Annotated in this window: 11 protein-coding genes; 9 read left to right on the top strand and 2 right to left on the bottom strand. The window is 41.1% G+C overall.

What is annotated here, in order from left to right:
• Position 1: 1 nt before the first annotated feature.
• Both CAP51_RS07300 and CAP51_RS07295 read right to left on the bottom strand, forming a co-directional pair.
• Positions 2-964, bottom strand: a complete 963-nt coding sequence (locus tag CAP51_RS07300; RefSeq protein ID WP_087620095.1) for a FecR family protein — start codon at positions 962-964, stop codon at positions 2-4.
• A 9-nt stretch (positions 965-973) separates the two neighbouring features.
• Entirely contained in the window at positions 974-1480 is a 507-nt protein-coding gene (locus tag CAP51_RS07295) for a sigma-70 family RNA polymerase sigma factor (protein WP_087620094.1), read from the bottom strand.
• A gap of 191 nt (positions 1481-1671) precedes the next feature.
• On the opposite strand from CAP51_RS07295, the gene CAP51_RS07290 reads away from it, so the two are divergent.
• The 9 genes from CAP51_RS07290 (at position 1672) to CAP51_RS07250 (ending at position 15875) form a co-directional block, all read left to right on the top strand.
• Entirely contained in the window at positions 1672-1983 is a 312-nt protein-coding gene (locus tag CAP51_RS07290) for a hypothetical protein (RefSeq protein ID WP_087620093.1), read from the top strand.
• Positions 1980-3665: a PepSY-associated TM helix domain-containing protein gene (locus CAP51_RS07285; protein ID WP_087620092.1), complete on the top strand. Its 1686-nt coding sequence runs from the start codon at positions 1980-1982 to the stop codon at positions 3663-3665. Before CAP51_RS07290 ends, CAP51_RS07285 begins: the two co-directional genes overlap by 4 nt.
• A complete protein-coding gene (locus tag CAP51_RS07280; RefSeq protein WP_087620091.1) occupies positions 3662-4012 on the top strand; it encodes a DUF3325 domain-containing protein in 351 nt (116 codons plus the stop codon). Before CAP51_RS07285 ends, CAP51_RS07280 begins: the two co-directional genes overlap by 4 nt.
• A 13-nt stretch (positions 4013-4025) precedes the next feature.
• The gene (locus CAP51_RS07275) at positions 4026-5282 is read left to right on the top strand and encodes an efflux RND transporter periplasmic adaptor subunit (protein WP_087620090.1); all 1257 of its coding nucleotides are present in this window, start codon (positions 4026-4028) and stop codon (positions 5280-5282) included.
• On the top strand, positions 5282-8380 hold the full coding sequence (locus CAP51_RS07270) for a multidrug efflux RND transporter permease subunit (protein ID WP_087620089.1): 3099 nt from the start codon (positions 5282-5284) through the stop codon (positions 8378-8380). Before CAP51_RS07275 ends, CAP51_RS07270 begins: the two co-directional genes overlap by 1 nt.
• Positions 8377-11478, top strand: coding sequence for an efflux RND transporter permease subunit (locus tag CAP51_RS07265; protein ID WP_087620088.1), 3102 nt, complete (start codon positions 8377-8379; stop codon positions 11476-11478). Before CAP51_RS07270 ends, CAP51_RS07265 begins: the two co-directional genes overlap by 4 nt.
• Before the next feature lie 242 nt (positions 11479-11720).
• Complete coding sequence (locus CAP51_RS07260; protein ID WP_087620087.1) at positions 11721-12242, top strand: sigma-70 family RNA polymerase sigma factor; 522 nt, start codon at positions 11721-11723, stop codon at positions 12240-12242.
• 5 nt (positions 12243-12247) lie between these two features.
• Positions 12248-13201: a FecR family protein gene (locus CAP51_RS07255; RefSeq protein WP_087620086.1), complete on the top strand. Its 954-nt coding sequence runs from the start codon at positions 12248-12250 to the stop codon at positions 13199-13201.
• A gap of 247 nt (positions 13202-13448) precedes the next feature.
• A complete protein-coding gene (locus CAP51_RS07250) occupies positions 13449-15875 on the top strand; it encodes a TonB-dependent siderophore receptor (protein ID WP_087620085.1) in 2427 nt (808 codons plus the stop codon).
• Positions 15876-15931: the final 56 nt, after the last annotated feature.

Below are 15931 nucleotides of genomic sequence, written 5' to 3'. Positions count from 1 at the left end.
TCTATTTGCTCACATAAAGCACATAATCACTATAATAATTTAATTTTAAATCATAGGTTTGAGCCAGTGTTTCAATACTTTGTTGAGTATTTCTTAGGGAAAATACACCTGAAACCTTGATACTTTTTGCAGCTTCATCAATAAAATATTGACCGTGTCGATAACGGTAAATTTCTGTCAAAACCTGATCCAAAGGCTTATTTTCAACGACCAGTATATGTTGTGTCCAATATGGTTGTGTTTGCTGTAATTTTTCCACTTTCTGAATATGATCTTGATCAAATTGTGCCATTTCTCCTTGTTGAAGAATTGTTCTATGTGTTTGTTGATCAGGTGCAATGGCAACGGCATGTTGAAAGACGTGGACCAGTGTAGAGCTACTTGGCTTATTCTGTTGCACGCTGAATCGGGTACCTAATGCTTGTATAGCACCTGATTGAGTTTCTACTATAAATGGTCGTTTATGCTTTGGCGGTTGTTTTGCCGTTTCGATATAGATTTCACCCTGAATGAGTTCAATTTCACGAACGGTGTCATTAAAATGAAGATTGACATAACTATTGCTGCCTAAGGTTAGGCTAGAACCATCTTCTAGAGTAATCGATTTCACTTCTCCAGTTTTGCTGGATAAATCGGCTTGCCAGAGTTGCCATGGTAAATATTGATAAGCAAGCCATGTTGCCACGACAGGTGATAAGATCCAGATAAATTTTTTCAGAATAGTGTGTTGTAGCGTTGTTTTTGAGTTTAATAGCTGATTTATATTCAAGGTATTAGGTAGGTTGGCAAAATTTTTATTAAATCGGGTCGCACGTTCAATTGCAATCCGATGGTCAGGATGTTGTTGTTGCCATTGTTGAAACTCTAACTGTTGTTGCTCAGTCATTTCTCCGGAATGCAATAAAACCAGCCAGTCGGCAGCTTTTTCAAGGATAGTGGGATCAATCGATTGTTTTGTTGTCATTGGGCTGGATTAGTCATATGGGTCAATTTGCATGCAGGCCAAAAAAGCCAGTTTCATATCTCTTTTCACGGTGGTTTCAGAGATATTGAGTCGCTCGGCAATTTGAGCGTAGTTTAAACCATCAAGTTGTGCGAGTAAAAAAGTTTGTGCAACCCGAATAGGCAGTTGTTCCAGAATGCAATGCACCTGATAAATACTTTCCCTGATACAGGCTTCATGTTCGGCAGAAGGGTAATAATCTTGCGGAAGATGATGTAACGTATCTAAATATAAACGTTCAATCTGTTGTTTACGCCAGTGATCAATAACGATATGTTTGGCGATGCCGAGTAACCAGGCTTTGGGTTCTTGGATTTGCTGATGCTGCTCACTTTTTAAAATACGATAAAACACCTCATGGCTTAAATCCTCGGCTTGTTGGTGATGATTTAGTTTGCGATTAAACCACCTGAGCAAAGTAGCATGATGTGCTTGATAAATCTGCTGAAACCAAACATGTTTTGATTGGATATTCATCATCCGTGCCTCTTGTTTTGATTTATTAAACAAGTAAATATGTAATAATGATAATCATTACTATATACTGTTTCGGATTATACAATACTTTACAATTCTTTATGAGCTTTTTTTCAATCTCATTCGTCTATGTAAATAGTAGTAGAACTGATGTTCTTAAATCCCACTGAGCAGATGATGAAGTTTTTGCTATGAAATTCAGATTATCACAGTTAAGTGAATTGCAGATTTATCGCTGTACGGTATTGGCACGATGTTTACTGGCAATTTTTGCAGGCTTTGCAATTGCCAATTTGACCGTTCCGCTCGTTGCGTTTTTCTCCTTCGGGCAGTTGGCTATGGCGACGTATAGCGGTTTATTACTCAGCTTCGTAATTTGGTTGCTGTATATCCTGTATGTATTTAGTGCCCGATCTTTATCCCGCATAGTCTGTTTTACGCTGCTTGTACTGATTGTACAAATATCGCTTGTGGCACTATTTAAATATTGGGGGAATGTATGAAGGAAGGCTTTCGCCAGAGTATGGCATGGTTACATACATGGACCGGGCTGGTGGTTGGCTGGGTATTATTTTTTGTGTTTTTAACCGGTACCGCAGGCTATGTCCAGTCCGAACTTACACGCTGGATGCAGCCGGAACGTCCTTTACAGGGACAAAATATTCCGAATATCGATGATCAGTTTCAAAAGGCTTTTCACTGGCTACAAAATAATCCGGAGGCACAGCAGGCAGAGCGCTGGGGGATTAGTTTTATTACAGCACAACGTGGGCGAGATCAGTTAAATGTCAATTGGTCGATGCCAGCGGCAGAAGGTGAAAGTTATGGCAAATACCAGCGTGAAAATCTGAACCCGATGAGTGGCGAGAAGTTTGAGCAGGAAGCAAAACCACGGGAAACTGGCGGCGGCGGGGCATTGTATGCTATGCATTATGCCTTGCATTATATTCCATACGACTGGGCAATCCGCATTGTGGGCATTTGTACCATGTTTATGTTTGTTGCCATTATTACTGGAATCATTACACACAAGAAAATTTTTAAAGACTTCTTTACTTTCCGGCGTGCAAAAGGTCAGCGTTCATGGTTAGATGGACATAATGTGTTAAGTGTAATTGCATTGCCATTTCATATTGTCATTACATATAGTGGTCTGATCTTTTTTATCAATGCTTATATGCCACTTGGTGTACCACTGGTCTATGGTTTTGGCGAGGACAATCAGAAACGTTATTATGCCGAGTTGTATCCACAATATTATTCTACAGATACAGCGACAAAAAGTCTGCTAATGAAAGATGCTGCCCCCAACTGGCAACAGGTCAATACGACTTTTAATCAGGTAAAAGAGCAATGGGGGCCAAACAACATTGGCAGTGTTAATTTTTATCCAGCAAAAGCCAGCGATCCGGCCAAAATAGAATTCTATAAATCGGATTATGATTTTATTGGTCGTAGCCGAGGGACACCATTACAGTTTGATTTGGCAAGTGGTCAGCAAATTGGCGATAAGGATAGTACAGCCGAAAAAGGTGCATTGAAATTTGGCAATGTCTTGTTGGGCTTGCATGTGGGCTGGTTTGCAACACCTTTTCTACGCTGGATGTATGTGATTACAGGATTGGTTGGTACAGCGATGATTGCAACAGGTCTGGTGCTGTGGACTGTTAAACGTCGTCCAAAACAAATTAAAAACGGTAAAATGTCATTTGGCCATGCTTTGGTTGAACGTTTAAATATTGCTTTAATTGCAGGTTTGCCTCTAGGGATTGCCATTTATTTCTGGGCCAATCGTTTATTACCCGTGGCAATGGAAAATCGTGCTGCATGGGAAATGCACAGCTTATTTCTATGTATTTTATTTGCATTGATTTATGCCATTGTCCGTGCGATTCCCAAAGCCTGGTTCGAGTTGTTGCTGTTAACCGCACTGGCTTATTTATTATTACCCGTTGTGAATGGCCTAACCACGGATCGTGGATTATGGGTGACATGGCAGTATCGGGACTGGACTTTGTTCAGTATTGATCTGGGTTTTATTTTACTTGGATTACTATTTGTCTGGATAAGTTATGCGGTCTGGCGTAAACGTAATGCCATTCTCAAAGCACCTGTGAAAAAAGCATCTAAAGCTGCCATACCGACAGATAAAACACCTGTGATCGATACGGGAGATAAATCATGACTTTACATGTGATTTATCTTCTAAGTACGTTGTCATGTATTTACGTTGGCATGATGAGTCTTAATCTTTCCACAGATAAAGTCTTTAAAGAAATATTCAGGCAAAAAATTACTTCTAAGCAAATCTATGTACTACGTATATTAGGCTGGTTATTTCTGATTTTGGCCATGATCAGCAGTATTGCAGCATGGGGAATGGCAATTGGGATTGCAGCATGGTTTGGGATTGCAACATTTATCGTGGGTTTATTAATTTATATCTATGCTTATCAACCGCAATGGGCATGGTATATCACCATAGCTTTAATCGTATTGGTGATTGGCTTACAAATTTTCCGTTTATTCTGATCTTGAGATTATTATGTCTGAACAAAATATGAATGCGAACAGTGAAACAAAACCTCGACCGAGAAATAAATGGATGATTTTCTTTTTTATTTTAATTTTATTTATCCTTTGTGCTGGGCTGATCTGGAAATTTGTGTTGGCACCTAGCCAGAAAAAAGAAAAAGAGTTTAGTCAATGGTCACAGCCTGTACCTGTTCGTGTTGTGCCTTTATCGCGTGGGGATTTGCAGCTTGAATTGAAAGCGGTGGGTACAGCAGTGCCAACACAGGCAGTAACGGTACAAAGTCGTGTTTCAGGGGTATTAGAGGCACTCTATTTTAAGGATGGTGATTCGGTACAAAAAGGGCAGCTTCTGGCACAAATTGATCCGGTACCATTACAGGTGGCATTGGATCAGGCATTGGGTAATCAGCAGCAACATCTGGCCCAACTACAACATGCACAGGCCGAATTGTTGCGGAACCAGACCATGCTGAAACAAGATGCGATTTCCAGACAGGAAGTGGATCAGCAGCAATCGTTGGTGAGTCAACTCAAAGGGCAATCCAAAGCTTATCAGGCACAAGTGGATTCTGCCCGATTACAATTGTCTTATAGCAAGATTTATGCGCCGATCTCTGGTCAGGTTGGGTTTAGACAAAAAGATATTGGCAATTTAATTCAGGCCAATGATGAAACTGGCTTGGTCACCATTACCCAGGCTACACCGATTTATGTGGAATTTGCGCTGGCTGAAAATTATCTGGATTTAATTCGTGACAGTGTACAAGCTCAACAAAAGTTACAGGTTGAAGCATGGGATCGTCAGGAACAAAAACAACTGGCACAAGGCACATTATTTGCGCTGGATAATCAAATTGATGCCAGTACTGGCACTTTAAAACTTAAAGCAATCTTTCCCAATCAGAATAAACAACTTTTTGCCAATCAGTTTGTCAATGTACGGATTCAGGCACAAACTATTGCCAATGCAGTGACTGTTCCGAGTGATGCAATTCAGCATGGTGCCAAAGGTAGCTATGTTTATATTGTTGATAAAGATAAAGAAGATGGGAAAGATAAGGCCTATATTAAAATGTTGCAACTGGGCATGAGTACAGGCGGTAAGACACAAGTCTTATCCGGGCTAAGTGGCAATGAAAAAGTCGTTTTAGAAGGCATAGACCGACTTTCTGAAGATCGGGAAGTCAGGATTTTAAATGAGCAAGCTGAACAAGCCGGACAAAATATTCTTCCTGTAGAACCTGTATCGCAAGGGCAGACAGGCTGATGAATATTTCCAGAATCTTTATTCTTCGGCCGATTGCCACCACATTATGTATGCTGGCATTGCTTTTTAGCGGTTTGTTATTGTGGCGATTATTACCCGTATCAGCATTGCCACAGGTCGATTATCCGATTATTCAGGTCTTTACTTTTCAGTCCGGTTCAAATCCCGACACAGTACAGCGTACCATTACTGCACCACTTGAAAAAGAAATGGGAAAAATTGCAGGGCTGAAACAAATGTCCTCTACCAGTTCTTTGGGCGCGTCGGTACTGACCTTACAGTTTGATCTGGCATCTGAACTTGGCGTGGTTGAACAGGAAGTGCAGGCGGCATTAAATACCGCAAGTAGTAATCTACCTGATGATTTACCGACTCCACCAATTTATCGCAAGGTTAATCCTGCCGATGTTCCGGTGATTACGTTGTCGGTGACATCACCAACATTGCCATTGTCTACCGTATATGACATGGTCGATACCCGAGTTGCACAAAAATTGTCGCAATTATCCGGTGTGGGTATGGTTAGTCTTGCCGGTGGACAACGACCAGCAATTCGGGTTCAGGTCAATCCCAATGCTTTAACTGCATTAAAACTGACCGCCGATGATGTGCGGCAGGCGATTGTAGCCGCTAATGTCAATCAGCCTAAAGGCAGCTTTGATGGTGAGTTTCGTACCACGATGCTGGATGCCAATGATCAGATTCGTTCTATCGCCGATTATCAAAATCTAATCGTGGCATGGCGAGATGGCGCTGCGATACGACTTCAAGATGTAGCAAAAATTAGTGAAGCCAGTGAAGATCGTTATATGGCAGCATGGGCCAATGCCCAAAATGCGATTTTGATTAATGTACAGCGTCAACCCAATGCCAATGTGATTGAGGTTGCTGATCAGATTAAAAGCATTTTGCCGGAACTGGCCAAAACCTTACCGGAAAATGTTCAGATCAATATTTTAACTGACCGTACTGAGAGTATTCGCAGTTCAATCAAGCATGTACAAAAAGAACTGGTGTTTGCAGTGAGTCTGGTGGTGTTGGTCACTTTCCTGTTTTTACGTAATTTATCGGCCACCTTGATTCCGAGTATTGCAGTCCCTTTATCTATTATCGGTACCTTTGTTGCCATGTACTTTCTGGGTTTTTCGGTGAATAACCTGACCTTGATGGCACTGACCATTGCCACGGGATTTGTCGTCGATGATGCCATTGTGATGCTGGAAAATATTGCGCGGCATTATGAAGGACATGATGGAAAAGCAGGGGAAACACGCTTAAATGCGGCTTTAAAAGGTGCCAAGGAAATTGGTTTTACCCTGATTTCCCTCACCATCTCCTTGATCGCAGTCCTTATTCCATTATTATTTATGGGTGATGTGGTGGGGCGTTTATTTCATGAATTTGCAATTACGCTGGCGGTGGCGATTGCGATTTCCTTGGTGGTGTCATTAACCCTGACCCCGATGATGTGTGCCTATATTTTAAAAAAGCCACGTGAAAAACAAGACGTGGCACAGACAAAAAATAAGTTTCTGGATAAAACCATCGAAGGCTATGCTCGGGCATTAAAATGGGTTTTAAAACATCAGCCCCTGACATTAATGGTCATGTTATCTACGATAATTTTGGCAGGGGCATTGTATTGGTGGATTCCCAAAGGATTCTTCCCGGTGCAGGACAGTGGCGTGATTCAGGTGGTGACAGAAGCACCGGATTCGATTTCTTTTCAGGCCATGAGTGATCGCCAACAGGCTTTGGCGGCACAGATTTTAAAAGATCGAGATGTGGCAAGTTTGTCCTCATTTATTGGTGTGGATGCCAATAATCCCAAGCTCAGTAATGGGCGAATATTGATTAACCTCAAAGTGCATGGCGAGCGTGATAATGTTCATCAAATCATTGATCGTTTAAGACAAGATCTGGCACAGGTACAGGGAATCAAGGCATGGATGCAACCCGTACAAGAATTGAGCATCGAGGATAAAATTAGCCGAACACAATATCAGGTAAGTTTATCGGCACCGGATATTGATACCTTGCAGCAATGGCAGAATAAGGTAGTTGATGGTTTGCGTATGCAACCTGAATTTGCCGATGTTACCAGTGATACTGCCGGACAGGGTTTACAGGCTTATATTGAAGTTAATCGTGATGCTGCGGCACGTTTGGGGGTAAATCTTCAGGACATCAGCGAAGCATTACAAAGTGCTTATGCTCAGCGGCAGATTGCTACCCTCTATACTCAGTCCAATCAATATCGGATCGTTCTGGAAGTCGATTCACAATATGCCACTGGCATTGAAAGTCTGGCACAAACCTATATCAAGAATGACCAAAATCAGCCGATTCTGTTATCTGCGATTGCTAGCATTGAACAAAAAACTGCCCCGACAATTATCCAGCAACAGGGGCAATTCCCGGCAACCACCATTTCATTTAATGTGAAAGATGGTGTGGCTTTGGGTAAGGCTATCGACGCCATCGAGCGAGTTCAACAACAACTAAATTTACCGCCGGAAGTTGCACTGGATTTACAGGGTGCTGCGGCAGCATTTGAAAGTTCACTGGATCATACTTTCTGGCTGGTGGTGGCTGCCATTGTGACCATGTATATTGTACTGGGCATGTTATATGAAAGCTTTATTCATCCGGTCACTATTCTTTCTACCTTGCCATCTGCTGCAATTGGGGCACTTCTGGCATTATTTCTGATGAATCAGCCACTCGACATGATTGCATTGATCGGGATTATTTTGTTAATTGGTCTGGTTAAAAAGAACGGCATCATGATGGTGGATTTTGCGTTGGCAGCACAGCGTGAACAGGGTCTACCTGCCGAACAGGCAATTTATCAGGCGGCATTGTTACGTTTTAGACCGATTCTCATGACCACCATGGCCGCATTAGTCGGGGCGATTCCATTGATGCTGGCATCGGGTTCTGGAGCCGAGTTACGGCAACCCCTTGGGCTGGTGATGGTCGGAGGGTTGATTGTCAGTCAATTTCTAACTTTATTTACCACGCCAGTGGTGTATTTATTCTTTGATCGTTTTGCCAGTCAAGCCAGACAGGAAGATGTACCGGAGGTGGTGCCTTGAATCTCAGTGCCACATTTATTCATCGTCCTGTTGCCAGTTTTTTATTTGCGATTGCCATTATTTTACTGGGTGTACTGGCTTATTTTAAAATGCCAGTTGCATCTTTGCCACAGGCAGATATTCCGACCATTGTGGTACGCGCAAATTTGCCGGGTGCCAGTCCGGAAAGTATGGCGGCAACGGTGGCGACGCCACTGGAACGTGCCATGGTTGGGGTAGCTGGAGTTAAAGCAATTGATTCATCAAGTAATCAGGGTGCAACACAGGTCATTTTACATTTTGCCCTTGATACCGACATTAATGAAGCTGCACGGGAAGTACAAGCAGCGATTAATACTGCAATCCCACAATTGCCCTCGGGTATGCCCAGTCCACCGCAATATTATAAAGTTAATCCCAGTCAGCAGCCGATATTTTATCTGGCGTTTAGCTCGGAGAATCTCTCTCCAAGTCGCTTATATGAGATCGCTACCAATAAAATCCTACCGCATCTGGCACAAATACAGGGTGTAGGCGAAGTTGAAATCAATGGTGCTTCCATGCCTGCGGTGCGTGTGGTGGTCAACTCCAAAGCATTAATGAATCAGGGTGTTTCATTAGAGCAAGTTCGTTTGGCGATTGCCAATAGTAACCGCATTCAACCTGTCGGGATTTTAGAACATGATGCGCTACGCTGGCAGGTGCAACTGGCTGCAAATTCACTTAATGCAGCGCAGTTTGCCAATATCATTGTGCATCGTAATGGCAATCAATTGGTGCGATTGAAGGATGTTGCCGAGGTCTCAGATTCGGTAGAAAACCGCTATGTCAGTGGTTTTCATAATGGCAAAACTGCGGTGATTATGATGATTAGTCGCCAACCGAATGCCAATACCGTAGCGACTATTGACCATATCAAGGCAAAACTGCCTTTTTTACAGGCCTTGATTCCGGCAGACAGCAAACTCACCATTGTAATGGACAGTTCTGATGTGATTCGTAGTGGTTTAAACGAAGCACGGGATACCTTACTTTTTTCAATTGTACTGGTTGTACTAATTATTTGTTTACTCTTGGGGCGTTTACGCAGTGCCATTATGCCGACAGTTGCCATGATCGTGACCTTAATTGGTGTATTCAGTGTGATTTATCTGGCAGGATTTTCGCTGAACAATCTTTCCATTATGGCTTTGATTGTGGCGATTGGTCTGGTAATCGATGATGCCATTGTGGTACTGGAAAATATTGAGCGTCATATAGAAGCAGGTGTAAATCCACTACAAGCGACTTTAAAAGGCACACAGGAAGTTGGTCTGACCCTGATTGCGATGAATCTGACCTTAATTGTGATTTTTGTTGCGATTTTATTTACTGGTGGTGTGATTGAACGGTTATTTAGAGAATTTTCTTTGACGTTGGTTTTTACCATTATTTTATCGGTAATTGTCGCATTAACGCTGATTCCCGGGTTATCGGTAAAAATCTTTAAGCCGCTGCATAGTGAAAAACCTTCGAAACTGTACCGGTTTAGCCAAAGTCTGGTTCAACAGTTATTACGTATCTATCACCAATCTCTTATTTGGTCGTTAAAACATGGTTATGTCATTATTGCATTGTGGCTAGGTGCAATTGGCACATCCTATTATTTATATACATCTTTACCGCAAATCATGATCCCCGAGCAGGATACCGGGCGATTATCGGCATTTATCCGTGGCGATGATGGTTTCTCTTATCAAGTGATGCAACCCAAAATCAAAGTATTTTCCGATCATATTCTTGCCGATCCAGCAGTAGAAAATGTGATAGGTACGTCCGGCACCATGGGAACTACCAATGCTGGTTTATTGATTAACCTTAAACCTAAAAATGAACGTGGAGGTCTGTCGTCGAAGCAGATATCAGAACGTTTAAAACGAGAAGCTCCGTGGCAATCAGGTGCAGTATTTTCTGCACGGGTTGATCAGGACTTACAGTTGGATAATCCTTTTTCCAGTGATAATGCCAATGAATATATGCTGTTATTACAGGCTGATAATGTATCGGATTTACGCAAATGGGCGCCGATTGTTGCCGCAGAAATGGAAAAACTGCCGGAACTGGAAGAGGTTGAAACCATCGGTGATGAAGGCGCACAGCATGTCACACTGGATATTGATCGGGAAGCAGCCAAGCGCTTGGGTGTAGAAATGCGGGATATTGCCAGTGTTCTCAATAATTCATTTTCACAGCGTCAGGTGAGTACCATTTTTCAGGAGCAGAATCAGTTTCATGTGGTGATGGAAGTGGACAAACGCTTTACCGAACATCCTGAATCTTTGGCGCAGGTACAGGTGTTGAACCAGCAGGGACAGCATGTGCCATTGACCAATTTTGCGACATGGCATTATGGTATTGCCAATGACCGTGTACAGCGTCGTAATCAATTTGCTGCAATGGGGATTGGTTATGTGGTTAAAACCGGATACAGCTATGAACAGGCTGATCAAGCAATTCGTGGCGTACTGGCACAGGTCATGTTGCCTCAGGATATTTTTGTCATGACCGATCGTGATGTGGAAGAAGAAAACCTACAATCTGGACTTTCTATGCCATGGATCGTATTTACCGTCGTAGTGTTGATGTATATTGTACTGGGAATCAGCTATGAAAATCTGGCGCATCCTTTGACCATATTGTCGACCATTCCCGCAGTTGCTGTTGGGGCATTGATGACTTTATGGCTGATTGGTATGCCATTTAGCTTAATTGCTATGCTGGGTATGTTCCTGCTCATTGGTATTGTGGTGAAAAATGCGATTTTATTAATTGATTTTGCCTTAAAGCAGCAAAAGTTGGGTGCAACACCATTTGATGCCATCGTTACCGCAGCTCAATTACGTTTTCGTCCGATTCTGATGACCAATTTTGCCGCACTGATTGGTGCAATTCCATTGGCAATGGGCATTGGGGAGGGCTCGGAAATCCGTCAACCCTTGGGTATTGCAATTGTTGGCGGATTGGCTTTAGGGCAATTTTTGACTTTGTTTACCACACCAGTGATTTTTCTCTATATTGAATTGCTGTCACGATGGATAAAAAGCAAGCTCAACAGATCACACGTGGTAAAACCGCTATAATTAAAATTCTTTACTTGATCCTCATGTATCTTGCATCTAGATACATGAGGATTTGTTAAATCAATAACATCATAAAAACAGTACAAAAACCGTAAAAGAGCTAAAGTTTGCACTGAAGACATTGCTGATATAGCGATGTATAGCGACAAGGTAAAAAGATTTATTCCAGGAAAACATCTATTAATTGATAATCATATTCATTACGTTTAAAATATTGATTCAAATATTATCTGCTTGAGATTATGTATCAGAATCTTGTCATACAAAAATATATTGCTGGCCTGTATCAGGAACATCGCCGCTGGTTATATGTATGGCTTTATCAAAAACTAGGATCGGCAGAACGTGCAGAAGATGTGCTACAGGATACTTTTACCAAATTACTTAGTCAGAAAAATATCTTACAACTTGAACAACCCAAAGCATTTTTAACCACAGTTGCCAAACGTATTCTAATTGATTATTCACGACATAATAAAATTGAACAGGCATATTTAGCTCATCTGGAACAGCAACAGTTTTGTAATGAAATTTCGCCGGAAAAAATCTTGATTGCGATACAGTTACTGGAGCAACTGGCAGCATTGTTAGAAAAATTGCCGGAGCGGACACAAAAGATTTTTATCTGGCATTATCTGGACGGCGAAAAATTAAATTATATTGCCGAAAAATTGGAGGTGCATCCAAAAACCGTTCATAATGAACTGGTAAAAGCCTTATTGCATTTTCAACAACGTATGCCTGCTTTAAATGATGAAACATAATTTTGATGAAATCAGAACAGGAAATAATTGCTGAGCAAGCCGCCGAATGGGTGGTGAAACTGAGCACCGACCAATGTGGTGCAGAAGATCTAGCTGCACTGGAACAATGGAAACAACAAAGTCCTGAACATCTGCACGCTTTTGAAAAACTTGATCGTCTTATTCGGGGTGTACAGTCATTACAACAGCATAATATTGATAGTCAGCATCCCATTATTCAAGATAAGGTATTGGGTAAAAAAAGCAAATTACCACCACATTTCTCAGCATTTATCCTGTTATTACTATTTTGTGGACTACTTTATGCCTTGCCATGGCAGTTTTGGACGGCAGATGTAAAAAATCAGGCCCAGGCATGGCAACAACAGATGTTGGACGATTCAAGTACAATTCAGGCCTCAGGTAAAACTGTTTATAATATTGAATATACAGCGCAGCAAAGAACCATTGCGCTACTACAGGGAAATATTTTGATTGATGTAGCAAAAGATGCCAATCGCCCTTTTGTGGTGAAAGTGGGACACAGCACCATTCAGGCATTGGGTACACGCTTTATCGTACAACATCGTGATAATTTAACCATTGTCAGTATGCTGGAATCGAAGACCAGAATTAATGCCAGTGAAGAAAGTCAAAGCTTTATTTTAAAAACAGGACAAACCCTGAATCTGAATCATGGGAAAATTATTGTAGAAGAAAATTCGCCCGACGTCTTATCACAGGCTTGGGAAAGTAAAAAACTGGTGGTCAATAATATGCCGCTGGATCAGGTTTTACAGATTCTGGCGAGTTATCAGAATAGTTATTATGTTTATTCCAAAGAAAATTTACAGCAGTTTAAGGTTACAGCAGTATTGCCGCTCGACCAACCCGAAGTGGCTTTGCAGTTATTAAGTGAGCATATTGGGCTGGAAATCTCAAAGTATTCGCAATATATAACAAGCATTAAGAAAAACTGACGATGATTTTTGTCAAAAACCGTGTATATATTTTAAGGCAGAAATAGGTGTTAAAATTATTCGATATCATTTTCACTGGCTAATTCAGCTTTTTCAATAACCATGCCCTTAATATTACTTTTCATAAAAATATAATATATAACAAATAGATAAAGTTTAATTTAAAAAATAATCTAAAAAACTTTTCCGTTTTTTGAATGTGGATCGTCTAAGTGTGTAGAGCAAATATAATGATGAGGAATTGAACATGCGCTCAATATTACTTACACGTTTTAAGCCCTTGGTTTTATCAATCCATTTTGCTGCTATAACGATGGGGGCAGGCATGACAACGATTGCTCATGCACAGATTACAGTCAATATTGCGGCAGGGGATTTAAATCGGGCATTAAGTCAATTTGCTTTACAACATAATGTCAATCTAATTCTGGATGGACACGCGTTGGCAGCTTATCAAACAGCAGGTTTACAAGGCAGTTATTCGATAGAAGACGGTTTTAATCAGTTATTGGCACAAACACCATTTCAGATCCAAAAAGTGACAAATGGTTATACCTTGGTTGCAAAAACTGTGGCAGCAAAACAACAAGTTCGGGATATGGGGCAGTTAAAGCCAATTGATGTGAATGCAAGTGGACAAGCAAATAGTAGGGCAGGTCTTAATGCTGTAAATCAGTTACCAGTGATTGCCGTGGTTGCAGAATCCGAACAGCACGGTTTGAAGAAAATTACACAATCAGGAGCATTAGGTAGTAAATCCATTCTGGATACACCATTTTCTGTCACTGTCGTAGAGAGTGATGATATTAGTAAGCGTGGGGCTAAAACATTAGGACAAATTTTTATTAATGATCCTGCTGTATATAGCCAGAGTGCTGCGATGGCAACAGACTGGTGGGGAACCGCAGTTCGTGGGCTTGGCGTCAGTAATTACTATATTGATGGTTTTCCGATGTCTTTACATTGGGGTGGGGATTTCCCGGCAGAAGCTGCGGAAAGTGTAACGGTCTTAAAAGGTTTAACCGGCTTTATGTATGGTTTTGGCTCACCGGGTGGTGCGATTAGTTACCAGCTTAAACGACCTAAAGCAACTCCGGAAACTAGCCTTGAGGTGAGTTATCGTAATCCAGCTATGGTGACGGCTTTAATTGATACCAGTGACTACATTGATGCAGTTGATTTAGGTTACCGTTTTGTAATTGGTGGTGATAAAGGTGAGGCTTATAATACTGCTGATCAGAACCGTTTGATCACCTCATTGGCATTAGATAAAAAGCTTACCGACAATATCAACTGGACAGCTAATTTTATCTATGAAAATAATAAAACAGAACATGAACCACCGATATTTAGCTTTGGATCACTCACTAATGGTTTTCCTAAAGTGACTTATGATTATGATCATCTAACCATTAATAACTCTTTTTATAAAACCAATACATTCAATGCTTTTACTGGGCTAGATTGGAAAATCAATGAAAATTGGGCACTCAAGTATCAACTAGGTTATACACGAAAAGAGCACCATTCTAATTTGGTATTTGATTATCTGCTTAATAATGCAGGCGACTATCGGGGAAACTTATATCAATTTGCAGGCCTGGATAAAAGTACTCTGAATCAATTAATGCTTATGGGACATTTGAATACAGGCGTGATTCAGCATGATCTTGTTGCAGGAATTGGATATACAGTAAGTACTTATCAAAGTGGAAAAGATAGTTATTGGGGAAATGTTTTTAATGGCAATCTTTATCAAGACCAAAGTTATATTATCACACGAAAACCTGATTATAGCTTTAAACCCAAAAGTTCAGAAACAGCTCAAACCTATGGCTATATCAGCGATACCATTAAATTTAATGAGCAATGGCAAACTATTTTAGGGTTACGCCATACCTATTATGACAGTGAAGCCTTAAATAGTGCTGTGGGCTACAATACCAAAGCCACCACACCTACCGTTGCACTACTCTATAAACCATTACCTGAAGCAACATTATATGCAAGTTATGTTGAAAGTCTGGAATCAGGTTCAGTTGTGGGTGCAACCTATGCCAATGCTGGTGAAGTTCTAGATGCTACGGTCAGTAAACAGTATGAGATTGGGGTGAAATATGATGCTCAACCATTTGGTTTAACTGCGGCTTTATTTAAAATGGAACGTGCCGCTACAATGGATAGTATTCGGAATGGTTTAACTTATTTAACTCAGGACGGTTTAACTAACTATACAGGTCTTGAGCTAAATGGTAATTACAAGCCAATTGATACATTAAAACTTGGTATGGGAATGATGTATCTGGATGCTAGTATTGATCAGGTATCAGAAGCGAATAAAGCAACAAAAGGTCATCAGCCGGCAGGTGTTGCCAAATGGTCGGGGGTTGCCAATGCCGAATATACGGTAGATAGCGTTGAAGGATTAAGCCTGCATGGTAATATCCGTTATAATGGTGAGTCATATACTAGTACTGCCAATATAGTCGAAGTTCCTGCTTATACATTGGTGAATGTGGGGGCTTCATATAAATTCAAATTGGGTGGTCATGATGCAATAGTGAATGGCAATATTAATAATCTTTTGAATAAAAAATATTGGGCATCAAGTGGTTCATGGGCAAGTATAGGTGAGGTAAGGAATGGCGTACTGGCTTTAAAAGTTACATGGTAATTTATATCAAGCAATAACTCACAGATATATAGTGATGGCGGCGTGCTTTTTGGCGA

This window comes from Acinetobacter populi (assembly GCF_002174125.1).
GTDB classification, from domain to species: domain Bacteria; phylum Pseudomonadota; class Gammaproteobacteria; order Pseudomonadales; family Moraxellaceae; genus Acinetobacter; species Acinetobacter populi.
This window is presented reverse-complemented; position numbering and strand designations above follow the sequence as displayed.

Excerpts from the sequence above, each read along its gene's own strand:
- CAP51_RS07300 (WP_087620095.1), bottom strand. The coding sequence starts at position 964 with ATGACAACAAAACAATCGATTGATCCCACTATCCTTGAAAAAGCTGCC.
- CAP51_RS07295 (WP_087620094.1), bottom strand. The coding sequence starts at position 1,480 with ATGAATATCCAATCAAAACATGTTTGGTTTCAGCAGATTTATCAAGCA.
- CAP51_RS07290 (WP_087620093.1), top strand. The coding sequence starts at position 1,672 with ATGAAATTCAGATTATCACAGTTAAGTGAATTGCAGATTTATCGCTGT.
- CAP51_RS07285 (WP_087620092.1), top strand. The coding sequence starts at position 1,980 with ATGAAGGAAGGCTTTCGCCAGAGTATGGCATGGTTACATACATGGACC.
- CAP51_RS07280 (WP_087620091.1), top strand. The coding sequence starts at position 3,662 with ATGACTTTACATGTGATTTATCTTCTAAGTACGTTGTCATGTATTTAC.
- CAP51_RS07275 (WP_087620090.1), top strand. The coding sequence starts at position 4,026 with ATGTCTGAACAAAATATGAATGCGAACAGTGAAACAAAACCTCGACCG.
- CAP51_RS07270 (WP_087620089.1), top strand. The coding sequence starts at position 5,282 with ATGAATATTTCCAGAATCTTTATTCTTCGGCCGATTGCCACCACATTA.
- CAP51_RS07260 (WP_087620087.1), top strand. The coding sequence starts at position 11,721 with ATGTATCAGAATCTTGTCATACAAAAATATATTGCTGGCCTGTATCAG.
- CAP51_RS07255 (WP_087620086.1), top strand. The coding sequence starts at position 12,248 with ATGAAATCAGAACAGGAAATAATTGCTGAGCAAGCCGCCGAATGGGTG.
- CAP51_RS07250 (WP_087620085.1), top strand. The coding sequence starts at position 13,449 with ATGCGCTCAATATTACTTACACGTTTTAAGCCCTTGGTTTTATCAATC.